20 protein-coding genes are annotated in these 22,499 nt (G+C 62.8%); 8 read left to right on the top strand and 12 right to left on the bottom strand.

Going from position 1 to position 22,499, the window contains the following annotated elements; translation table 11 throughout:
* Position 1 precedes the first annotated feature (1 nt).
* The 4 genes from mrdA to P3T25_RS35575 all read right to left on the bottom strand — a co-directional run bounded on the left by mrdA (position 2) and on the right by P3T25_RS35575 (position 5,325).
* A complete protein-coding gene (mrdA, locus tag P3T25_RS35590) occupies positions 2-2,377 on the bottom strand; it encodes a penicillin-binding protein 2 (protein WP_429361758.1) in 2,376 nt (791 codons plus the stop codon).
* 141 nt (positions 2,378-2,518) lie between these two features.
* A complete protein-coding gene (gene mreD / locus P3T25_RS35585) occupies positions 2,519-3,031 on the bottom strand; it encodes a rod shape-determining protein MreD (protein ID WP_054037125.1) in 513 nt (170 codons plus the stop codon).
* Positions 3,028-4,128: a rod shape-determining protein MreC gene (mreC, locus tag P3T25_RS35580; protein WP_171925221.1), complete on the bottom strand. Its 1,101-nt coding sequence runs from the start codon at positions 4,126-4,128 to the stop codon at positions 3,028-3,030. The genes mreD and mreC overlap by 4 nt, the downstream gene beginning before the upstream one ends.
* A 153-nt stretch (positions 4,129-4,281) precedes the next feature.
* A complete protein-coding gene (locus P3T25_RS35575) occupies positions 4,282-5,325 on the bottom strand; it encodes a rod shape-determining protein (protein ID WP_004189550.1) in 1,044 nt (347 codons plus the stop codon).
* Positions 5,326-5,705: 380 nt separating this feature from the next.
* Between P3T25_RS35575 and gatC the strand changes: the two genes are divergently transcribed.
* The 5 genes from gatC (at position 5,706) to P3T25_RS35550 (ending at position 10,812) form a co-directional block, all read left to right on the top strand.
* Positions 5,706-6,005, top strand: a complete 300-nt coding sequence (gene gatC, locus P3T25_RS35570; RefSeq protein WP_171925220.1) for an Asp-tRNA(Asn)/Glu-tRNA(Gln) amidotransferase subunit GatC — start codon at positions 5,706-5,708, stop codon at positions 6,003-6,005.
* Between the two features lie 43 nt (positions 6,006-6,048).
* The gene (gene gatA / locus P3T25_RS35565) at positions 6,049-7,536 is read left to right on the top strand and encodes an Asp-tRNA(Asn)/Glu-tRNA(Gln) amidotransferase subunit GatA (protein WP_171925219.1); all 1,488 of its coding nucleotides are present in this window, start codon (positions 6,049-6,051) and stop codon (positions 7,534-7,536) included.
* A gap of 5 nt (positions 7,537-7,541) precedes the next feature.
* Positions 7,542-9,017, top strand: coding sequence for an Asp-tRNA(Asn)/Glu-tRNA(Gln) amidotransferase subunit GatB (gene gatB / locus P3T25_RS35560; protein ID WP_171925218.1), 1,476 nt, complete (start codon positions 7,542-7,544; stop codon positions 9,015-9,017).
* A 121-nt stretch (positions 9,018-9,138) separates the two neighbouring features.
* A complete protein-coding gene (locus tag P3T25_RS35555) occupies positions 9,139-9,978 on the top strand; it encodes a PPK2 family polyphosphate kinase (RefSeq protein WP_171925217.1) in 840 nt (279 codons plus the stop codon).
* 54 nt (positions 9,979-10,032) lie between these two features.
* Positions 10,033-10,812: an exodeoxyribonuclease III gene (locus P3T25_RS35550; RefSeq protein ID WP_154559679.1), complete on the top strand. Its 780-nt coding sequence runs from the start codon at positions 10,033-10,035 to the stop codon at positions 10,810-10,812.
* 66 nt (positions 10,813-10,878) lie between these two features.
* Here P3T25_RS35550 and P3T25_RS35545 read toward each other — a convergent pair whose 3' ends face one another.
* The 7 genes from P3T25_RS35545 to argB all read right to left on the bottom strand — a co-directional run bounded on the left by P3T25_RS35545 (position 10,879) and on the right by argB (position 18,218).
* Positions 10,879-12,129 carry a M48 family metallopeptidase gene (locus P3T25_RS35545; RefSeq protein WP_429361753.1) on the bottom strand — a complete coding sequence of 417 codons (1,251 nt, stop codon included), beginning with the start codon at positions 12,127-12,129 and terminating at the stop codon, positions 10,879-10,881.
* Positions 12,130-12,179: 50 nt separating this feature from the next.
* Entirely contained in the window at positions 12,180-13,574 is a 1,395-nt protein-coding gene (locus tag P3T25_RS35540; protein WP_171925214.1) for an AmpG family muropeptide MFS transporter, read from the bottom strand.
* 14 nt (positions 13,575-13,588) lie between these two features.
* Complete coding sequence (metW, locus tag P3T25_RS35535; protein WP_054037137.1) at positions 13,589-14,197, bottom strand: methionine biosynthesis protein MetW; 609 nt, start codon at positions 14,195-14,197, stop codon at positions 13,589-13,591.
* Positions 14,194-15,339 carry a homoserine O-succinyltransferase MetX gene (metX, locus tag P3T25_RS35530; RefSeq protein WP_171925213.1) on the bottom strand — a complete coding sequence of 382 codons (1,146 nt, stop codon included), beginning with the start codon at positions 15,337-15,339 and terminating at the stop codon, positions 14,194-14,196. Before metX ends, metW begins: the two co-directional genes overlap by 4 nt.
* Positions 15,340-15,640: 301 nt before the next feature.
* Positions 15,641-16,339, bottom strand: coding sequence for a nucleoid occlusion factor SlmA (gene slmA, locus P3T25_RS35525; RefSeq protein ID WP_171925212.1), 699 nt, complete (start codon positions 16,337-16,339; stop codon positions 15,641-15,643).
* 17 nt (positions 16,340-16,356) lie between these two features.
* Positions 16,357-17,109, bottom strand: a complete 753-nt coding sequence (locus tag P3T25_RS35520) for a pyrimidine 5'-nucleotidase (protein WP_171925211.1) — start codon at positions 17,107-17,109, stop codon at positions 16,357-16,359.
* Between the two features lie 209 nt (positions 17,110-17,318).
* A complete protein-coding gene (gene argB / locus P3T25_RS35515) occupies positions 17,319-18,218 on the bottom strand; it encodes an acetylglutamate kinase (RefSeq protein ID WP_063494482.1) in 900 nt (299 codons plus the stop codon).
* A gap of 264 nt (positions 18,219-18,482) precedes the next feature.
* Here argB and P3T25_RS35510 point away from each other — a divergent pair, with 264 nt between their 5' ends.
* The gene (locus P3T25_RS35510) at positions 18,483-18,704 is read left to right on the top strand and encodes a cysteine-rich CWC family protein (protein WP_093634644.1); all 222 of its coding nucleotides are present in this window, start codon (positions 18,483-18,485) and stop codon (positions 18,702-18,704) included.
* Positions 18,705-18,746: 42 nt separating this feature from the next.
* Here the strand turns inward: P3T25_RS35510 and P3T25_RS35505 are convergent, their stop codons facing one another.
* Positions 18,747-20,384, bottom strand: a complete 1,638-nt coding sequence (locus P3T25_RS35505; RefSeq protein ID WP_429361749.1) for a tetratricopeptide repeat protein — start codon at positions 20,382-20,384, stop codon at positions 18,747-18,749.
* A gap of 128 nt (positions 20,385-20,512) precedes the next feature.
* On the opposite strand from P3T25_RS35505, the gene P3T25_RS35500 reads away from it, so the two are divergent.
* Entirely contained in the window at positions 20,513-21,823 is a 1,311-nt protein-coding gene (locus P3T25_RS35500; RefSeq protein ID WP_266240705.1) for an ATP-binding protein, read from the top strand.
* Entirely contained in the window at positions 21,820-22,362 is a 543-nt protein-coding gene (locus P3T25_RS35495; protein ID WP_028197735.1) for a response regulator transcription factor, read from the top strand. The genes P3T25_RS35500 and P3T25_RS35495 overlap by 4 nt, the downstream gene beginning before the upstream one ends.
* Positions 22,363-22,499: the final 137 nt, after the last annotated feature.

Below are 22,499 nucleotides of genomic sequence, written 5' to 3'. Positions count from 1 at the left end.
CTTACTCGTCGATGCCGCCGGAAACCGGCTGGCGTGGCGACGTAGGCTGAATGCTGTGATCCCGCGACGGGGCGGCGGCAGTCGGTACCGACTCGCTGCTCGGGCGGGGTTTGTGCGGGACGCTGGATTTACGCGGCGCCGGAATCTTTGCGGCGGCGGACGCGGATGCAGCGACGGCCGCCGACGCGCTGGTTGCACCGGATGCGGAAGCAGTCGCCTTAGCCGGCGATGTCGCAGCCGAAGGCGCCGATGCCGATGCAGCAGCCGAAGCCGATGCAGCAGCCGAAGCCGAAGCCGAAGCAGCCGCCGCTGCAGAAGCTGCCGCCGCGGCCGAAGCCGCACCCGGCATCGGCAGTGCCGTGAAGCCCGCCGCGATCTTGACCGGCTGCGCCGCGTCCTGCGGCGTCGGTGCGTCACCCACTTCTGGTGCGGACGCATCCTCCGTCGCCGAGGCCGCTGCTGCGACAGCCGCCGCTTCAGCGCCTGGCTTGTTCTTGCCGACCAGGTAGTAATCGAGCACACGACGTGCGATCGGACCGGCCGCTTCCGCGCCCCAGCCGCCGTTTTCGACGATCAGCGCGAGTGCGATCTTCGGTTGCTCGGCCGGCGCGAACGCGATGAAGAGCGCGTGGTCGCGCAGATGCTCGGCGATCGCGTGGCCCTTGTAGTTCGCGCCTTGCAGCGAGTAGACCTGCGCCGTACCGGTCTTGCCGGCGGCCAGATAGGGTGCGCCGATGAACAGCTTCGACGCCGTACCGTTGGTCACGACGCCTTCCATCGCGCGCTTGATGATGTCGATGTCCGATTGCTTCACCGCGATCTTGTCGCTCGGATCGCGCACGACCGGGCGCGTATCTTTGGTGATCGGATTTTCGATGTCGCGCACGAGGTGCGGCTTCATCACGACGCCGTTGTTCGCGAGCGTGGCCGTGGCGTGGGCGAGTTGGAGAATGGTGAACGAGTTATAGCCTTGGCCGATGCCCAGACTGATCGTTTCGCCTTCATACCAGCGCTGCTGCTCGGGCTTGCGGTACGCCTTGCGCTTCCAGTCCGTCGACGGCAGGATGCCGCGCGCTTCGCCTGAAATGTCGATGCCGGTGATCTGGCCGAAGCCCCACGGCTTCATGAAGCCGGCGATCGCATTGACGCCGAGATCGTGCGCGAGCATGTAGAAATACGTGTCGTTCGACACCACGATCGCGCGGTTCATGTCGACCCAGCCCTGGCCCGAGCGCACGTCGTTGCGGAAGGTATGGCCGCCGAATGTGTACGAGCCCGGATCCTGGAAGCCCCAGCCCGGCGTGCGCTTATGCAGCGTCAGCGCGGCGAGCGCCATGAACGGCTTGTAGGTCGAGCCCGGCGGGTAGGTGCCGTGCAGCGGACGGTTCAGCAGCGGATGGTCCGGCGAGTTGTTGAGCTCGTCCCAGGTCTGCTGATCGATGCCGTCGACAAACGAATTCGGATCGAAGCTCGGCGCCGAGACGAACGCGAGCACATCGCCGGTTGCCGGTTCGATCGCGACCAGTGCCCCGCGGCGGCCCGCGAAGGCTTGCTCGGCGACCTGCTGCAGGCCGATGTCGATCGACAGTTCGAGGTTGTTGCCCGGCGTTGCCTGAGTACGCGACAGCGTGCGCACAGGTCGGCCACCGGCGGTGACTTCGACTTCCTCAAAACCGGTCTGGCCGTGCAGTTCCGTCTCGTAGCTCTGCTCGACGCCGATCTTGCCGATGTAGTCGGTGCCCTTGTAGTTGTTCGCGTCGAGGCGCGGATCGTAGTGATCCGGATCGCTGTCGTTCTGATCGCTGGCGTCGTCGATGCGGTCCTGATCGCGCTGCGAAATCCGGCCGATATAGCCGATCACGTGGGCCGCAGTCGGCCCGAGCGGATATTGGCGGAACAGGCGCGCGCGCACTTCCACGCCCGGAAAGCGGAAGCGTTGCGCGGTGAAGCGCGCGACTTCGTCGTCGGTGAGGCGGGTGCGGATCGGCAGGCTCTCGAAGTTTTTCGAATCTTCCTGCAGTTTCTTGAAGCGGCGCCGGTCGCGTGCGTCGATCGAGACCACGGTGGCCAGGTTGTCGATTACGTTTTCGAGCGTGTCGTTCAGCTTCGACGGGGTGATTTCGAGCGTATAAGCCGAGTAGTTCTTGGCCAGCACCACGCCGTTACGGTCGGTGATGATGCCCCGGTTCGGCACGATCGGCGCGACCGAGATGCGGTTTTCGTCGGCTTGCAGCGAGTACTTGCTGTAGTGCCAGACCTGCAGGACCAGGAAACGGAAACCGATCAGCCCGAAGCAGACGAACACGAACACGCCCGCCGCCGCGACGCGCAGGCGGAACTTCGAGAGCTGTTGCTGAGTGTCCTTGAATTCGGTCATGCGATTCTGCAAAAGGCCGCGTGACGGCCATCATGAGTGTGCGCCCAAACCGGCCGGAACCGGGAGGCATGAACAGCGATGCGCGTCGAGCGGGCCGGGGGCGTGGATTCCATCGGAACGGCCGGCGGGCTCGATGCGTGATTAAATCGGCCGCGTATCGTCCGGATCGGCCGGGCGACGCTGCGGCATCAGCAGCAGCATGCTGGCGACCGGCCACAGCGCGGCTTCGACGAAGCCGTCGATCAGGTAACTCCAGCCCGGAAACGCCGCGCCCGTCAGCAGACGGATCACGAACGGCACCAGTTGCGCGACGACCAGCAGCGGCATCACCGCAAAAGTCTGCACGCCGAGCGACATCCACAGCACCCGGCGATGGATCGTAATCGCGCCATACGACAACAACGTATACGCCAGCGCGTGCTCACCGAGCAGGCTGGCGTTGTGTACGTCCATCAACAAGCCGAGAAAGAACGCGATGCCCATACCGACTTTGCGCGGCTGGTGCACGTTCCAGAACAGCAGCACGAGCGCTACGAAGTCCGGCACACCGGCGAGGCGCCCCCACGGCATCAGGTTCAGCAGGAACGCCGCGGCGAGGCTGAACGAGATGAAGTACGGATTGACCGGCTGCAGGATGTATTGCGGACGGTTCATGGCTGGGCCCCCGGCGTGGCTTGCGGCTTCGCGCTCTTGTCAGCGGCCGGTTTCTTTTCGGTGGCGGTTTTCTTCTCAGCGGCCGTGGCTTTGGCCGACGGCTTTTCAGCGGGCTTGGCAGCGGCGACGGCGGGCTTTTCGGCAGGCTTGGCAGCGGATTTATCCGTTGCGGCCTTGTTGTCCGCTGGCTTGCCGCCCTTCTTCGCTTTCGCGTCCTTGGCGGTCGCGGCCGCATCGGGCTCTTCCGCCGGACGCGGCGGCACGTTGTTCAGATAGTGCAGCACGAGCAACTGACGTGCGCCGCGCACAGGCGCCACCGGCAAGCAGATCACGCGCGCGAACGCCGTATCGGCCTGTTTGTCGACCCGCACGACTTTCGCGACCGGCAGCCCCGGCGGATAAACGCCGTCGAGCCCGCTGGTCACGAGTTCGTCGCCGGTTTGCACATCGGCGCTGATCGGCACGAAGCGCAGATCTAGCGTATCGCCCTTCGGCGTGCCGTAAATCACGCTGCGCAAGCCGGTGCGCACGATCTGCACGGGCACGGCCTGATCCTTGTCGGTGAGCAGCGTCACTTCGGCTTGCAGCGGGAACACGCGTGTCACCTGACCTATCACGCCGTCTTCGTTGACGACCGGCGAACCGTTCTGGACGCCTTGCTGGGCGCCGCGGCCAATCACGACCTTCTGCGTGAACGGGTCGCGCGTGTCGTACTGGATTTCAGCCGGCAGCGATTGCGTGGTCGAGCGCTGCGAGAGTTGCAGCAGCGCGCGCAAATGCGTGTTTTCGGCGGCCAGTTCGGCGGCCGTATTGGCTTGTTGCGAGAGCTGAAGATCTTTGGTGCGCAGTTTGTCGTTCTCGCTGCGCAACGTGGCGCTGGTCACGGCCAGGTCGGCAGCGCCCATGAACACGTCGCGCGGCACGAGGGCTGCGCGTTGCAACGGATAAAGACCCGCGCCGAGCACGCCGCGAACGATTTCGAGCGTTCTGAAGCGTGCATCGGAGATCAGCAGGGCGAGCGCCAGCACGACGAAAAACACCAGCCGTGCGAGGGCGGACGGCCCTTGCTTGAACAGGGGCGGCGGACTGTATTCCATGGTCGGCGCCGGGGGCGTGAGCGGTTGGGTGAGACGGCGGCGCGCGAGGGACGCGCGTTCAGCGCGCGGAGGCTGGCAGGCCCAGCCAACGGCAAACCGGCCCGCAAGGGGCCGTTTGCCAGATCCGCGCTACTGACATGGAGACGGGCTCGCTTACTCGTACGAGAAGATGCTGCCGAGCTTGTCCATGCGTTCGAGCGCCATGCCCGAGCCGCGCACAACACAGGTCAGCGGGTCTTCGGCAACGAGCACCGGCAGGCCGGTTTCTTCGGCGAGCAGGCGGTCCAGATCGCGCAGCAGTGCGCCACCGCCGGTGAGCATCATGCCGCGCTCGGCGATGTCGGCGCCCAGTTCCGGCGGCGTTTGTTCGAGCGCGATCTTCACCGACGACACGATCTGGTTCAGCGGATCGGTGAGGGCTTCGAGGATTTCGTTGCTGGAGATCGTGAAGCTGCGCGGAATGCCTTCCGACAGATTGCGGCCCTTCACTTCCATTTCCTTGACTTCGGAACCCGGGAACGCGGAGCCGATTTCTTTCTTGATGGCTTCGGCGGTTTGTTCGCCGATCAGCATGCCGTAGTTGCGACGGATGTAGTTGACGATGGCTTCGTCGAATTTGTCGCCGCCTACGCGGACCGAACCCTTGTACACGATGCCGCCGAGCGAGATCACGCCGACTTCGGTCGTGCCGCCGCCGATATCGACGACCATCGAGCCGGTTGCTTCCGACACCGGCAGGCCCGCGCCGATTGCCGCTGCCATGGGTTCTTCAATGAGGTAAACCTGCGAAGCGCCCGCACCGTGAGCGGCTTCTTTAATGGCGCGACGCTCGACCTGGGTCGAACCGCACGGCACGCAGATGATGATGCGCGGCGACGGCGAGAACATGCGCGATTCGTGAGCAGTTTTGATGAACTGCTTGATCATCTGTTCGGTGACGGTGAAGTCGGCGATCACGCCGTCTTTCATCGGGCGGATCGCCTCGATGTTGCCCGGCACCTTGCCAAGCATCTGCTTGGCTTCCTTGCCGACTGCCTGAATGGTTTTCTTACCGTTGGGACCGCCTTCCTGGCGGATCGAGACCACCGACGGTTCATCAAGAACGATACCCTTGCCACGCATGTAAATGAGCGTGTTGGCAGTGCCAAGGTCAATCGCCAGGTCGTTGGAGAAGTAGCTGCGCAGAAAACCGAACATTCAAAATCCTGTCTCGCTTGGGGCCAGCCCTCGCGACGGTTGCGCAGGGCGGCAGCGGAAAAAATAACAGCTTCAACCGGGCGGAAGCGGCGCCACAGGAACTTGAAGCTGCGAGGGAGTCTACCGGAGGCCGGTGCAAGGCCCAGTCAGAAAAATCCGAACTATCTTTGGGAATTGTTCAGAAAGGCCTTGGTAAGTCGGTCCGGGTTTGGGTCGAACGCGTAATGATACCTTATAATTTTGGATGTTTTGAAGGAAACGGACGGCACTTTTTGCCGCCGCTGGCCCCTTTTTCGAGGTCTTCCTCCAGTGTCGTAACCCGCTGTCGCAGCATCGTTTTTCCCGCGCTGCGGCGGTCCACCACATTTTCCGGTGACTGCATGGCTCTGACCCTGACCGATGTTAAACGCATCGCGCACCTCGCGCGGCTCGAACTGGCTGATGCCGACGCTGAGCACACGCTTGCCCAGCTCAATGATTTCTTTGGCCTCGTCGAGCAAATGCAGGCGGTCGATACCACCGGCATCGCCCCGCTTGCCCATCCGATCGAGCAGATCGAAGACGTCGCGCTGCGTCTGCGTAACGACGCGGTGACCGAAACGGTCGACCGTGAAGCCTTCCAGCGCCCGGCGCCGGCCGTTCAGGACGGCCTGTACCTCGTGCCGAAGGTGATCGAGTAAGTGATCGACCAAGACTCGCGAATCAAGCCCAGGATAAAACGCAATGTATGAAAAAAGCTTGACCGAACTGCGCGCCGCACTGGCAGCCAAGGAATGCTCCGCAGTCGAACTGGCGCAGCTCTATCTGAAGCGGATCGACGCGGCCAACAGCCTGAACGCCTTCATTCAGGTCGACGCCGACCTGACGCTCGCGCAGGCGAAAGCGGCCGACGCGCTGCTTCACACCGGCCACGCCGGCCCGCTGGTCGGCCTGCCGATCGCCCACAAGGACGTGTTCGTCACCAAGGGCTGGCGCTCCACGGCCGGTTCGAAGATGCTGTCGAACTACGAAAGCCCGTTCGACGCGACGGTGGTCGCGCGTCTGCAGAACGCCGGCATGGTGTGCGTGGGCAAAACCAACATGGACGAGTTCGCGATGGGCTCGTCCAACGAGAATTCGTATTTTGGCCCCGTGAAGAATCCGTGGGATCGTCTGGCTGTGCCGGGCGGTTCGTCGGGCGGTTCGGCTGCTGCTGTGGCGGCGCGCCTCGCGCCCGCTGCCACCGGCACGGATACCGGCGGCTCGATTCGTCAGCCGGCGTCGTTCTCGGGCATCACCGGCATCAAGCCGACGTATGGCCGCGTATCGCGTTACGGGATGATCGCGTTCGCATCGTCGCTGGATCAGGGCGGTCCGATGGCCCAAACGGCCGCGGATTGCGCCACGCTGCTCAATGCCATGGCCGGTTTCGACGAGCGCGATTCGACCAGCCTCACGCGCGAAGACGAAGACTTCACGCGCTACATCGGCAAGACGTGGAAGGAAGACGGTGCGGACAAACCGCTTGCCGGCCTGCGCATCGGCCTGCCGAAAGAGTATTTCGGCGCTGGCCTTGCCGACGACGTGCGCGCATCGATCGACGCTGCATTGAAGCAATACGAAGCTTTGGGCGCCACGCTGGTGGAAGTCTCGCTGCCGAAAACTGAACTGTCGATCCCGGTGTACTACGTGATCGCGCCGGCGGAAGCTTCGTCGAACCTGTCGCGGTTCGACGGCGTGCGCTTTGGTCATCGCGCGGCGGAATACCGCGATCTGCTCGACATGTACAAGAAGTCGCGTGCGGAAGGCTTCGGTCCGGAAGTGAAGCGCCGCATTCTGGTGGGTGCGTACGTGCTGTCGCACGGCTATTACGACGCGTACTACCTGCAGGCGCAAAAGATCCGCCGCATCATCGCGCAGGACTTCCAGGAAGCGTTCAAGCAGTGCGACGTGATCATGGGCCCGGTGGCGCCGTCGGTAGCGTGGGACCTCGGCGCGAAGGGCGACGATCCGGTGCAGATGTATCTGGCCGACATCTACACGCTGTCGGTGAGCCTCGCCGGTCTGCCGGGCATGAGCGTGCCGTGTGGCTTCGGCGCGGGCGCGAATGCGCAGCGCCCGGTGGGTCTGCAGATCATCGGCAACTATTTCAATGAAGCCCGGATGCTGCAAGTGGCCGACGCGTTCCAGCGCGCGACCGACTGGCACCGTAAAGCACCGGCAGGAGTGTGAGCACCATGGCCAAGCAATGGGAAGTCGTGATCGGTCTGGAGACCCACGCGCAACTGTCGACCCAATCGAAGATTTTCTCGGGCACCGCCACGCAATTCGGCGCTGCGCCGAACACGCAGGCCAGCCCCGTTGATCTGGCATTGCCGGGCACGCTGCCGGTGATGAACCGCGGCGCCGTGGAGCGTGCGATTCAGTTCGGTCTCGCGATCGGCTCGACGATCGCGCCGCGCAGCATTTTCGCGCGCAAGAATTACTTTTACCCCGATCTGCCGAAGGGCTATCAGATCAGCCAATACGAAATCCCCGTCGTGCAGGGCGGCCAGGTGACGATCCAGGTCCCGGCTAACGAAAAGGCGGGCAAGGAAGCGTACGAGAAGGTCGTCAACCTGACGCGCGCTCACCTCGAAGAAGACGCGGGCAAGTCGCTGCACGAAGACTTCGCGGGCATGACCGGCATCGACCTGAATCGCGCCGGCACGCCGCTGCTCGAAATCGTCACCGAGCCGGAAATGCGCAGCGCGGCTGAAGCGGTCGCGTATGCCAAGACGCTGCACACGCTGGTCACATGGCTCGGCATCTGCGACGGCAACATGCAGGAAGGCTCGTTCCGTTGCGACGCGAACGTGTCGGTGCGGCCGGTCGGTCAGGCGGAATTCGGCACGCGTGCCGAGATCAAGAACCTGAACTCGTTCCGCTTCCTCGAAGAAGCGATCCAGTACGAAGTGCGCCGTCAGATCGAATTGATCGAAGACGGCGGCACGGTGGTGCAGGAAACGCGTCTGTACGATCCGGACAAGCGCGAAACGCGGTCGATGCGCAGCAAGGAAGACGCGCACGACTACCGCTATTTCCCGGATCCCGATCTGATGCCGCTGGTGATCGACGCGGCGTGGGTCGAGCGCGTGAAGGGCGAAATGCCGGAACTGCCGGTTGCGATTCAACAGCGCTTCGTCACGCAATACGGCCTGACGCCGTACGACGCTAACGTGCTGACGTCGAGCAAGGCCATGGCTGCCTACTACGAAGCGGTCGTCCTCAAGGTCGGTCCGTCGAACGCGAAGGTCGCGGCGAACTGGCTGATGGGCGAGGTGTCGTCGCAACTGAATCGCGAAGGCCTGGACATCGCTGACAGCCCGGTTTCGTTCGCGCAACTTTCGTTGTTGCTGCAACGTATCGCCGACGGCACGATCTCGAACAAGATCGCCAAGGAAATTTTCCTCGCGATCTGGGAAGAGAAGGCCACCGACGAAGCCGCTGCCGATCGCATCATCGAAGCGAAGGGTTTGAAGCAGATTTCGGATACCGGCGCGCTGGAAGCGATCATCGACGAAGTGCTCGCCGCGAACCAGAAGTCGGTTGAGGAATTCCGCGCCGGCAAGGAAAAAGCGTTCAACGCGCTGATCGGTCAGGCGATGAAAGCGACCAAGGGCAAGGCCAATCCGGCGCAGGTGAACGAACTGCTGAAGAAGAAGCTGTCCTGAGTTGAAGTCATGTGACCGGTGCGAGTGCGCCGGTCATCACGGGCTGTTGCCGGAAACGAAAGTGGGGCAACGGCCCGTTTCATTTTGCGGGCAATGTTTTAACGCAGATCACGGAGTGTGAATGGCGAAGCAACCCGAACTCGACGATTTCCGCGTACCGTATTTCGACGACGGCAAGAAGAGCAGCAAATTCTCACTCGACGCTTTCGACCCGGCCGCGAAGCCTTTTTCGAGCGGTTCGAAAGATGCCGACCGGGTGCGCTTGTCGGAGATCGGCGCGATCCTCGACACGCAGCAGGAGTGCCTGCACGCGCAGCAGAAACGCCGGGTATTGCTGGTGTTGCAAGGCATGGACACGAGCGGCAAGGACGGCACGATCCGCGCGGTGTTTCATGAGGTCGATCCGCTTGGTTTGCGCATCGTGCCGTTCAAGGCGCCTACGCCTGTGGAGCTGGCGCACGATTTTCTCTGGCGCGTGCATGCGCAGGCGCCCGCTGCCGGTGAGTTGACCATCTTCAACCGTAGCCACTACGAAGATCTGCTGGTGCCGACCGTGCTCGGCAATCTGGACGCCGAAGCATTTGAGCAGCGCTGTGGCCACATTCGCCAGTTCGAAAAGCTGCTGGCCGACAGCGGTACGGCCATCGTCAAGTGCATGCTGCATATTTCTAAAGATGAGCAGCGTGAGCGTTTGCAAGCGCGCATCGACGATCCGAGCAAGCACTGGAAATTCGACGTCTCCGATCTCGAAGCCCGCAAGCAGTGGGACAAATATCAGGCGGTGTACCACGATACGCTGGCCGTGACGTCGACCGAATACGCACCGTGGTACGTGGTCCCGGCAGACTCGAAGACCCATCGCAATGTGATGGTCGCCGAGTTGTTGCTACGCACGTTCGAAGCATTAAAGCTCGAATATCCGCCTGCCAAGGAATCGCTGAAGGGCATCAAGGTCGAATGACCCTGCGCCTTCGGTCATGTGCTCCAGAAACGAATTGAACATAAAGGAAACGACATGTTGCGTGTGATTACCGCCAACCTGAACGGCATCCGCTCAGCGGCGAAGAAGGGTTTTTTCGACTGGTTCGGCGAACAGAAAGCCGACGTGCTGTGCGTGCAGGAAATCAAATGTTCTCAAGACGACATGACGCCCGAATTCATGGCGCCGCACGATTACACCGGCTATTTCCAGCATGCGGTGAAGAAGGGTTATAGCGGCGCGGGCGTGTACACGCGCCATGAACCGGATGAAGTGGTGATCGGATTCGGCAGCGAAGAATTCGATCCGGAAGGGCGCTATGTCGAATTGCGCTTCGGCAAACTTTCGGTGATTTCTGTGTATGTACCGTCGGGATCGAGCGGTGAAGATCGCCAGCAGGCCAAGTTCCGCTTCATGGACGAGTTCATGCCGCATCTCGCGGAATTGGCCCAGGAACGGGAAGTGATCGTGTGCGGCGACGTGAACATCGTCCACAAAGAGATCGACATCAAGAACTGGAAGAGCAACCAGAAGAATTCAGGCTGCCTGCCGGAAGAGCGCGAGTGGCTCACCAAGCTGTTTGACGAAGTGGGTTACGTCGACGTATTTCGCACGCTCGATCAACGGCCCGAGCAATACACGTGGTGGAGCAATCGCGGTCAGGCGTATGCGAAGAACGTGGGGTGGCGGATCGATTACCAGATCGCGACGCAGGGCATCGCCGGCAAGGCGAAACGCACCGACGTGTTCCGCGATATCAAGTTCAGCGACCATGCGCCGCTGACGGTCGACTACGATCACAAGGTCAAGAAGTAAGCACGGCCGGCCCGAGCCGCAAGGGAACTGCGCAAGCCGCAAGCCAAGCGCTGCGGCTCGCGCAACTCACTCGCTGACCGGTTTGCGGCGCGGGCGGCCCATGCCGGCATAGTCCGGCAGCGCATCGACGGTCTTGCCGATTGCCTTCGCATAGAGCGGCAACATATCCGGCAAACGCTTAATGATGTCCTGACGCCGCGCCGGCGTGTACGGGTGCACGTAGATATAGCCCTGCTCGCGATTGCTGCGAGTCGCCGTGGCCAGCTTGTCCCACAGCGTGACCGCCGCGCGCGGATCGAAGCCGGCGCGCGAGGCGATATCGCTGCCGATCACATCGGCCTCGGTTTCGTCGGTGCCCTCGTACTTCATCTCCAGCAAGCGCGAACCGATGCCGAGCGGCGCGGCACCCAGATCGGCGAGCCCGAAGAGCTGCGGGATCGTGCCGGACGAGTCGAGCTGGCTCGACTGCAGTTCGCCGAGCCGCTCACGTGCATGTTCGCGCAGTGCGTGCGCGATCTCGTGACCGATCAGCATGCCGAGTTCGTTGTCGTTCAAACGCGTGCGGTCGAGTAGGCCGCTATACACCACGATCTTGCCGCCCGGCAGGCAGTACATGCGGATATCGGGCGAGCGCACCACCGCCACATCCCACTTCCAGCCCTTGGCCCGCTCGTTCCATTTCAACGAGTAGGGAATCATCTTGTCGACGATCGAACGCACGCGCGCGACGTGGGCGTCGGTATCGCCGTACAGGCGGTTTGCGTGCTCCGCGCCGTACGTGATCTGGCTGAACTCTTCGGCCGCTTGCGCCTCGAGCATCGGTGACGGGATCAGGTTGCGAAACACGAGGTAGCCGCCGTAGCGCAACTGCGTGTTCGGCGCACTGTAAGTCGGCGGCGTGGGGGTGTTGGCGGCTGCGGCGGGCGACGACGTTGCGGCAGGCGCTTTTGCGGCCGTAGCCGGCGTCGAGGTGGCGGCCGGCGTTTTAGCCGTTACTGGCGTCGGTGGCGCCTGTGTTGAAACGGGCGGCGTGGCGGCTGCAGGTGCGCTGCCGGCGTTCGTGGCGCTGGTCGCGCCGGCCGCAGCCGGTGTCGCGTTTTCGGGATTTGAAGTGTTCGGTGCCGATTTCGCCGCCGGTGCCGGCGTCGGCGCCGCTGCCGGAGCCGGTGTGGTGGTGGCCGCCGCTGTTGCACTGGAGCCGACCGCAGGCATCGCTGTCGCGTAGGCGCTCAACGGCGCCGCCAACGTCATCAGGCTCGCACAACCGAGCGCCAGCACCGCACGCCGCCCCGCGCGTCCGGCCTTCAGCGAAGACATCCCGAAGGTGTCCGAAACCGGGCGCGCCCCGCGCTTTGACTGACGCACCGTCACGACCGGGTTCTCCAGGGCGCGATGCGCAGCAGAAGCAGCATGCCGGGCAGCCCCAGCGCGGTACACACAATGAAATAGTCGAACCAGCCGATCTTTGCGACCACATAGCCGCTTGCCGCCGATGCCAACGTGCGCGGCACGGAAGCCAAACTCGTGAAAAGTGCGAACTGCGTGGCCGTGTAGCGCGGATCAGTGGTGCTGGCGATATAGGCGACGAAGGCAGACATCGTCAGGCCGGTCGCAAAGGTTTCAAGGCCGTAGACGAGCGCGAGCGCCACCGAGCGCGGATCGAGTTGGACGGTCCAGTCGATGCCGAACACCGAAAGCAGTTTCGTCGTACCCTGGCTCAGCCCAACCGCGATGTCATAGACGACAGCCAATCCAGGCGAGGTTGGGCCAATATGCGCGAGCCACGCGAAGCCGAGCGTCGACACCATCTGCAGGACGCCAAAAATCCACAGTCCACGGCCGATGCCAATACGCATCAGCCAGATCCCGCCGACGATCCCACCCGCGAGACTCGCGCCGAACGCGGTAGTCTTGGCGATCACGCCGATTTGCGTGCGCGAGAAACCGATGTCGAGAAAGAATGACGTCGATAGCGTGGTGGCCATCGTGTCGCCGAGTTTGTACAGAAAGATGAACGCCAGTACAAAGAGCGCGCCGCGCCAACCGTCGCGCTGGATAAATTCGCGGAACGGCAGCACGATCGCATCACGCAGGTTTTTCGGCGGCGCGCCGTGTATCTCAGGCTCGCGCACCACCAGCGTCATGATCATGCCGGGCAGCATGAAGGCGGCGGTGACGATGAAAACGGTGGTCCACGGCAGATGGTCAGACAGAATCAGCGCCAGCGAACCCGGCACCAGTGCGGCAATCTTGTACGCGTTCACATGCACCGCATTGCCGAGACCCTGCTGCGTGTCGCTCAGCAACTCACGCCGGTAGGCGTCGATCACAATGTCCTGGCTCGCGCCGAACAACGCGACCAGCGCCGTCAAAGCCGCTACCGTCCAGATCGAATCCTTCGGCGACACGAAACCGAGCGTGGCAATCGCACCTGCCACCAGAATCTGCGTGACCAGCATCCAGCCGCGCCGTCTGCCCGGACGCCAGCCCGGAAAACGCGGCACGTAGCGGTCCATCAGGGGCGCCCAGATGAATTTCCAGGTGTACGGGAACTGGATCAGCGCAAAAAGGCCGATTTCCTTCAGATTGACGCCTTCGGAGCGTAGCCACGCCTGCACCAGATAGACGAGCGTGAACAGCGGCAGTCCCGACGTAAAGCCGAGAAAGACGCAGATCAGCATGCGCGTATTCAGGAACGCGCGCCAGCCGGGATGTTCTTCGTGAGCGGTAAGTGCAGGCGCCTCGTGCGGCGGGTTCGACATGTGGATAAGTGGCGTTAGCTTTTCTTGACGCGATAGACCGCAAGACTACCACGCCAGTTCACGCCCCATCGCACCACCTGGCCTTCGTGCAGCACCACGCGGTCGAGGATCTCGATGCCGACTTCCGGCGCCAGCGCCTCGAAATCCTTGATCGTCAGCACCCGCACGTTCGGCGTGTTGTGCCACTGGAAAGGCAGCGACTTCGACACCGGCATGCGGCCCTGCAGCACGGACAGCCGATGCGCCCAGTAGCCGAAATTCGGGAACGAGACGATGCATTCCTTGCCCACCCGCACCGTCTCGCGCAGGATCGCGGCCGTCTGATGAATGGTTTGCAGCGTCTGCGACAGAACCGCAAAATCGAAGCTGCCGTCCTCGAACAGGCGCAGGCCGTCTTCCAGATTCTGCTGGATCACGTTGACGCCGTTCTGCGTCGACGCCAGCACGCCGGCGTCGTTGATTTCGATGCCGTAGCCCTGCACGTCCAGTTCTTCGGTCAGGAGCGACAGCAGTGAGCCGTCGCCGCAACCCAGATCGAGCACGGTGGCGCGCGGTTCAACCCAACGGGCGATCGCGCGGAAGTCCGGGCGCAGCGCCAGATAATCGAGTGCTCGCTGGTTCATGCGTTCACCTCGTTCGCAATACGTTCGTAATAGGCGCGCATCAGGTTGTGATAGCGCGCGTCGTCGAGCAGGAAGGCGTCGTGGCCGTGCGGCGCGTCGATTTCCGCGTACGTCACCGTGCGCTTGTGGTCGAGCAGCGCCTTCACCAGTTCGCGCGAGCGGGCCGGCGCGAAACGCCAGTCGGTCGAGAAACTGGCGATCAGGTACTTCGCCGTGGTGTGCGCGACGGCGGCGGTCAGATCGCCGTCGAAGGCCTTGGCGGGATCGAAATAGTCGAGCGCGCGGGTGATCAGCAGGTACGTGTTCGCGTCGAAGTAGTCGGCGAACTTGTCGCCTTGGTAGCGCAGGTACGACTCCACTTCGAATTCCACGTCGAAGTTGAAGTTGTACGCGTCCACCGCGCCTTCCGCGCGGCGCAACGAGCGGCCGAATTTCTCGGCCATGTCGTCGTCCGACAGATACGTGATGTGGCCGATCATGCGCGCGACGCGCAAGCCCCGCTTCGGCTTCACGTTGTGCGCGTAGTAGTTGCCGCCGTGGAAGTCGGGGTCCGACAGGATCGCCGAGCGTGCTACCTCGTTGAATGCGATGTTCTGCGCGGAGAGCTTCGGTGTGGATGCGACCACGATGCAATGGCCCACGCGCTCCGGATACATCATGCTCCACGCGAGCGCCTGCATGCCGCCGAGGCTGCCGCCCATGACCGCCGCGAAACGCGTGATGCCGAACTCATCGGCGACGCGCGCCTGGGCGTTCACCCAGTCTTCAACCGTGACGACTGGAAAGGTCGCGCCGTACGGATTGCCGGTCGCCGGATCGAGGCTCATCGGCCCGGTCGAGCCGAAGCACGAACCCAGGTTGTTCACGCCGATCACGAAGAACCTGTTGGTGTCGAGCGGCTTGCCCGGGCCAACCATGTTGTCCCACCAGCCGATGTCCTTCAGATTGTCGGCGTACACGCCCGCCACGTGGTGCGACGCGTTGAGCGCGTGGCATACCAGCACGGCATTGCTACGCGCGGCGTTGAGCGTGCCGTAGGTCTCGACCATCAGGTCGTAACCGGCCAGCGAGCTGCCGTTCTGCAGCAGCAGCGGCTCGGTGAAATGCATTTTTTGGGGAGCGACGATACCGATCGATTCCATTCATTCCGCCATTTAACAAATACAGGGCGGCTAGATTGGCGTCGGCGAAGCACGGAGGAGAAACTGTGTGCGCGGCTGACGACCTCTTTAGCCGCATTTATAGTGAACCGCGGGATCGTATGTTCCCGCTGGCTCGCGCGCCCGCAATCGAGTCAGCAAATCGGCGCGTAATAGGTGTTCAGGGTGCTTCGGACAGCGGTCTCAGGTAGTTCGGCGAGCCGCAGTCAGGCGCAAAGTATAGCGGAAAATTTCACGCGGCAGCGTCGCGGGCGGCGCCTTGCCGCTGCGCCTGCCGCGCTGACTACTGAAGAATCAGCAGCAGTTGCGCGTCGGCGTGTTCGGCGGGCGGCCGCGCAAAGCCGCTGCGTACATACCGATGCCAGCGGCCGATGATGTAGCTCAGCAGCAGGCTCGCGCGGATCGCGGGATCGTAGCCGGCGGGCAGCGGGGCAGCGTGTGCATTGGCGCTCAAGCCGGCGTTTTCCGCCGTGCTTGCGTTTGCCTCCATCTGGGCCAGCCGCAAACACTGCTTCAACGACGCCTCGACTCGTTCCAGCATCTGATTGACCCGCTCGGTCAGCCGTTCGTGCTCGCCGACCAGCGCCTCGCAGGTCAGCACGCGCGTCATGCCGGGATTCTTCGCGGGGAAGTTGAGCAGCATCAGGGCGATCGCGCGGGCTTGCAGCACGCCGTTGCTTTCCTTGTCGGCGATCTGGTTGATCAGGCCGAAGATGGTCTGCTCGATGAACTCGATGAGTCCTTCGAACATTTGCGCCTTGCTGGCGAAATGGCGGTATAGCGCCGCTTCCGAGACGCCGAGCCGGGCGGCGAGCGCCGCCGTGGTGATCTTTTCGCTCTTCGGCGCCTCCAGCATCGCGGCAAGCGTCTGCAGGATATGCACGCGGCGCTCGCCCGGCTTCAGGCGCGGCGCACGCGGGGCGCCCGACGGGGCGGGTTCGTGTTCGGCTACGGCTTCGTCCGGCTTGTCGATCGGCTGCATGGCTGTCGCCCCGTCTGCTATCTCTTCAAACGAACCGAGCGGCTGCCCAGTCGTAGCGATTTTAACGAACGAATGCATCGATCGACATAGTGCGGCCGACCGGTGCCCGGCAGACGCGTCGGCACGCCGTCCGCGTGCGGCTTGCGCGGCAGATGGCCGGTGATCCACACGGTGCGGATGCCGAGCCGCCGGTAGTTCTTCAGATGCGAGCGCGTGTCTTCCACGAGGATCACGTCTTTGAGCGAGACGTGCGCGTCGCGCATCGCCTTTCGCAGCATCGAATGGTCGGGTTTGGCGCGCCAGTGGCGGCGATCGCGCATATGTTCGATCGCAATCACCTGTTCGAACAGACGCTCGATGCGCAGTTCCGAGAGCACCGCGCGCGCATAGGCCTCGGGGGCATTGGTCAGCACGATCTTGCGGCCGGGCAGCGATGCGACGAGGCGCGCGACGCCGCGTTCGTGACGGATCATCGAGCCGAGATCGGGAAACGTGTGGACGACTTTCAGGAAGTCGTTCGGGTCAAGGGGATGATGGCGTGCCAGACCGAGCAGCGCCGCGCCATAGCGTTGCGTGTAACCGGTGCGCAGACGGTTGGCTTCGTCGATGTCGACTCCCAGCGAGTCGATGATGTACTGCGTCATGCCCTGATTGATCGCCGGAAAGATCGCGTGCGAGGCGTGATGCAGCGTGTTGTCGAGATCGAACAGCCAGACCGGACTGCCGCCTGCGATGTGCGGACGACGGCGTCGGGAAGTGGGGGTGCGCATGATGGAGGACGCCGTTCAGGCGCGGACAGTCGCTTCACGCAGCAAACGCGGACGACGCTTCGCGATGCGGAAGGCGATAAAAGAAGGGAGAGCGTTTTTGCGCCAGAGGGCGGCGCGTTGTGTATCGCTTGAAGCAGCGGCAGTGCAACTGCACGGCCCACATGGCACGCCTGATTGGCGTACCGTGTGGGCCGGGTTTGAGGCAGGAATCAATGCGAGCGGATCATCGTGCCGAACGGCTGTTCGGTGAGAATTTCCAGCAGCACCGAGTGCTCGATGCGGCCGTCGATGATGTGTACCGAACGTACGCCGCTCTTCGCAGCATCCAGCGCCGACGAGATTTTCGGCAGCATGCCGCCGGAGATCGTGCCGTCTGCGAACAGGCCGTCGATTTCGCGCGCCGACAGATCGGTCAGCAGATTGCCTTCCTTATCCATCACGCCCGGGATGTTGGTCATGATGACCAGCTTTTCGGCGTTCAGCACAACCGCCAGTTTGCCCGCGACCAGATCCGCATTGATGTTGTACGACAGGCCGTCTTCACCGAAGCCGATCGGCGAGATCACCGGAATGAAGGCGTCGTCCTGCAGCGCTTTCACGACCGCGGGATTGATTGCCTCGACTTCGCCGACCTGGCCGATATCCACGTACTGGCCCGGATTGTCGCGATCCGGCATCTGCATCTTGCGCGCGTGGATCAGGCCGCCGTCTTTACCCGTCAGGCCGACCGCGTGGCCGCCGAAATGGTTGATCAGCGTGACGATGTCCTGCTGCACTTCGCCGCCGAGCACCCATTCGACGACTTCCATCGTCTCTTCGTCGGTGACGCGCATGCCCTGAATGAACGTGCCCTGCTTGCCGATTTTTTTCAGCGCCTGGTCGATTTGCGGACCGCCGCCGTGCACGATGACCGGATTGATACCGACCAGTTTCAGCAGAATGACGTCGCGCGCGAAGCCTTGCTTGAGTCGTTCCTCGGTCATGGCGTTGCCGCCGTATTTGATGACCACGGTCTTACCGTGATACTGGCGAATGTAAGGCAGCGCCTCGGCCAGGATTTCAGCCTTCAGGGTGGGCGCGATCTGCGAAAGGTCAGGGATCTCGGACATGGCGGCAGGCTCAGGCACGGAACAGTTAAAACACGGCGAATTGTACAGGACTGGCGCGCTGCAACAGGGTTTTCGATAGCGGCGCCGGTGACGGGCGGCGCCGGCTTTGCGCACTGCGCAATGAGCGGCCCGAAGCGGCGAGCGACAGTGAAGCTTAGCGCCGTTCAGAGCTGCCTGTGAATTGGCCGAACGGCCGACTCACGGCGGCGCGCCAGTCGTGGCATCATTTCCTGATCCAGGCTGAAGCGAGATCATCCGGCCCCCATGAAACCGTCAGCTTCCCGCTCTGCCAGCGCGCTTTGCCCGCGCTGCGGCCATGCATTTGATTGCGCCATGCATGGGGTGCCATTCGACTGCTGGTGCCGTGAGATGCCGGCCCTGCCGGCTGACCGGCTCGATCCATCCGGCCGCTGTTTGTGTCCTGAATGTCTTGCGGCGGAGATTGCGCGAGCGGTGCAACCGGGGCCGGGAGCCGGGTCACTTTGAACGCGGCGCGGCCCTGATGGCCGTGTTGTCGCTTGATATGGCCTATGCCACGTGGTGCTGGGCCGCAAGTGCGTTCAGATCATGTGTGACAGCCTCCAGCGCCGGATCCCATTGGCCGAACTGCGGCTGCCGGTAGAGCGTCGCGCTCGGATACCACGGACTGTCGGGCCGGTCGAGCAGCCAAACCCAATGCGGATTGACGTCGAGCAGCACCCATGTGCGCTGGCCGAGCGCGCCGCTCAGGTGCGCCACGGACGTGCAGACCGTAATGACGAGATCGAGCGCGCTGACAAATGCGGCAGTGTCGTCGAAGGTGGCGAATTCGGCGGTGTGGTCCGACATTGGCAGGCCCGCTGCCTGGGCCGCCGCGACGTCCGCCCCGGCACCCGGTTGCAGCGAATAGAACGCCACGTTTTGCATGCCGCCGAAATGTTTTGCATAGCGCTCCCAACCTACGCGTCGGAATGGGTTGCGCTGATGGCCAAGGCTGCCGGTCCATGCCAGCCCGACTTTGAGCCTTGGTTCTCCGGCAAGCCTCTGTTGCCACGACGCACGCGCTGCAGCGTCCGCGCACAAATATGGAATCGCAGCGGGGATCGTCTCTTCGCGCGTGTCGAATATCAAAGGCAGGCTGAGCAACGGGATTTCGTAGTCGAACGGCGGCAAAGATTTGACGCCACCGCCAACTGAGAAATCGTCCACGTGACCGCCAAGGCTGCGCGCGAGCAATGCACCCATCTGCGGAAATGAATTCCAGACGAGACGGCCGCCCTCGCGATGAACACGCTCGGCCAGCAGCGGGATATAGCGGCTGAACTGCAAGACATCGCCCATGCCCTGTTCGCCCCAGACCAGCAGTGTTTTGCCGGCCAGCGGTTCACCGTGCCAGGTCGGAGCCGGCATCGCGGGGCGGTTGCCGCCCAATTCAAACGAGCCGTCCCAGCGCGCTTCGTGGGCGTCCCAGCCTTGCGCGTAGTCGCCGCGCATGAGTTGCAGCATGCCGAGATTGGAGCGCATGCTCGCGTCGTTGGGTGCTAATGCGCAGGCGGTTCTTGCGGCGTGCTCCGCTTCGTCCCAGCGTTGCGCTTCACGTAGCGCCAGCGCATAGTTGTTATGCGCCAGCGGGCTATTCGGCGCGCATTGAACGGCTCTTGCGCCGGCTTCGAGCGCGCGTGGCAGATTCAAATTGGCGCGGCTTGCCTGAGTGAGATTGGTCCAGGCGTCGGCGTGGCTGGGATCCTGATGAACGGCACTTTCCAGCAGGGTGATTTGCTCGTTCAGGTCACCGCCAGTGAGCGCGAGGGCGCCAGCGAGATTGTTGCGCAGTTGCGGGAGTTTCGGATCCATGGCGAGTGCGCGACGATATGGCGCGAGTGCCTCGCTGTGCCGGTTTGCCATCTGCAGTGCATAGCCGAAACGGAAGTGTGCAAGCGCGCGGTGCGGATCGAGTTGGGCAATAATGGCAGCGAGTTCGATCGCGTCGTCATGACGATGTTCTGCGAGCAAAGTGATGACGAGCGAATCGATGGACTCGTCGTCGAGCGGGTGGCGTTGTGCAGCGGCATCGAGCCATCTGGCCTCTGCTTCTGCGGTGCCGGTTTGCCGGGCTGCGGCGGCATGTCGCAGGAAAGTCAGGAAAGCTGATGAGGCAGGGATCTCGCAATCAGAGATTGGCAGCATGGATGAGTTTGGGTGGCGCGAGAACGGATGATGAGCAACCGGCTCGCACAACGCTGTCGCAAAATTCCATGTTACCGACGCAAGGCCGTGAGGTAAGTCAGACTAGTCCGAACAGTTAAACTAAAGTCATGCATCGTATAACTAACACCGGCCGCGTCAACCTCGGTCATCTGTTCTGGCTGCGCAGCCTCGCCATCATTGGCCAACTGGTGACGATTGCGTTTGTGCAGACCTTCTTCGGCGTGCACTTGCCGTTGCCCGCGATGTTGCTCGTGATCGCTCTCGAAGTGATCTTCAATGGCCTCACATGGTGGCGTGTCTCGCAGCAGCGGCCCGAGTCCAATCTCGAACTGTTCGGCCAGATCTGGGTCGATCTCGGCGCGTTGTCGGCGCTGCTGTTTCTTTCCGGTGGCACTACCAATCCATTCGTTTCGCTGTACCTGCCATCGCTCGCCATTGCTGCCGCCGTGTTGCCATGGCATCTGATGGCGTGGCTCGCCGCGTTCGCCGTGGCCTGCTACGCCGTGCTTGGCTTCGATTCCGTACCGCTCAATCTCGACAACCCGGCGAACCTGTTCGACTACTTTCGCGCCGGCATGTGGGTGAACTTCATGGTCAGCGTTGGCCTGATTGCGTGGTTCGTCGCACGCATGTCGCGCGCTCTGCGACTACGTGACGCAGCGCTCGGAGATGCGCAGCAGCGTTTGCTTCACGATGAACGGGCCGTCGCGCTCGGTGTGCAGGCCGCCACTGTCGCGCACGAAATCGGCACGCCGCTGTCTACAATTGCGATGTTGTCCGAAGAATTGCGCGACGCCGCGCGAACCGACAAGGGGCTCGCGCCATACAGCGCCGACCTGGATCTGCTCGAGCAGCAAATGACGCTGTGTACTTCGGCGCTTGCACGGCTGCGCAGCCGTGCATCGACCGCGACCAACCGGCAAACGGTCAGCGAATGGCTCGAGTCGTTTGGCGAACAATGGCGCTTGCGTCATCCGCATGTGATGTTCGAACGGATCGGCGTGCCGCCTGAGGGTGTCAGTCTTGACGATACGGTTGCCGTCAGTCAGATTCTTACGATTCTGCTCGACAACGCCGCGCGTGCGAGCCGCGATCACGTCACGCTGTCGTGCACGCTCGCGGCGCGCGGCGACCAGATCGCGTTCGAAGTATGCGACGCAGGCCCTGGTATTCCGGCCGCGTTGCGCGGGTCGCTCGGCACGATGCCGGTCGACAGCACGCAGGGCGGACACGGCGTGGGCCTGTATCTGGCGTTTTCAGCGGCGGCACGTCTGAAGGGATCGATCGAGCTGGCCGATGTCAGTGAGATCAAGCCGCGTGGCACGCGCGCAGTGTTGAGACTGCCGCTTGCGGCGCGCAAATTATCAGGTGCGGGCCGTCAAGGCACTACGCCATCCAACACGGAGAAACAGGCATGAGCGATATGAATTTTCTGGTGATCGACGACGATGAGGTGTTCTCCGGCATCCTCGCGCGCGGTTTGACGCGGCGCGGTTATACGGTGGCCGAAGCGCACAACGCGGATGAGGCGATCAAGTTGGCGAACCAGCAGAAGTTCAGCCAGATCACGGTAGACCTGCATCTGGGTAATGATTCCGGTCTCACGCTCGTCGCTCCCTTGCGTGATTTGCAGCCTGACGCGCGCATGCTGGTGTTGACCGGTTATGCCAGCATCGCCACGGCGGTGCAGGCTGTGAAAGACGGCGCCGACAACTACCTGGCGAAGCCCGCCAATGTGGAGACGATCTTGTCGGCGCTGCAAAGCGAAGCGAGCGCGCTGCAAGCCGAAGAGGCGATTGAACATCCCACGCCGTTGTCGGTTGCGCGCCTGGAGTGGGAGCACATTCAACGTGTGCTCGCGGAGCACGGCGGCAATATTTCGGCTACTGCGCGCGCGTTGAACATGCATCGTCGAACGCTGCAGCGGAAATTGGCGAAGCGGCCGGTCAAGCAGTAAGTGCGGAGGCGTGCTCGCCTTTGCGGGCCGGAAAACAAAACGGGCTGTCTTTCACAAGACAGCCCGTTTTTTTACGCCTCACACATGATCGGCTGCGTGCGAGGCGAGCGGCTTTAACGCGGCGTTAGTATCGACAT

It is taken from the genome of Paraburkholderia sp. GAS32 (assembly GCF_050434225.1).
Taxonomy (GTDB): domain Bacteria; phylum Pseudomonadota; class Gammaproteobacteria; order Burkholderiales; family Burkholderiaceae; genus Paraburkholderia; species Paraburkholderia madseniana.
Note: the sequence above shows the minus strand (reverse complement) of the source record. Positions and strands in the feature narration are given on the sequence as shown.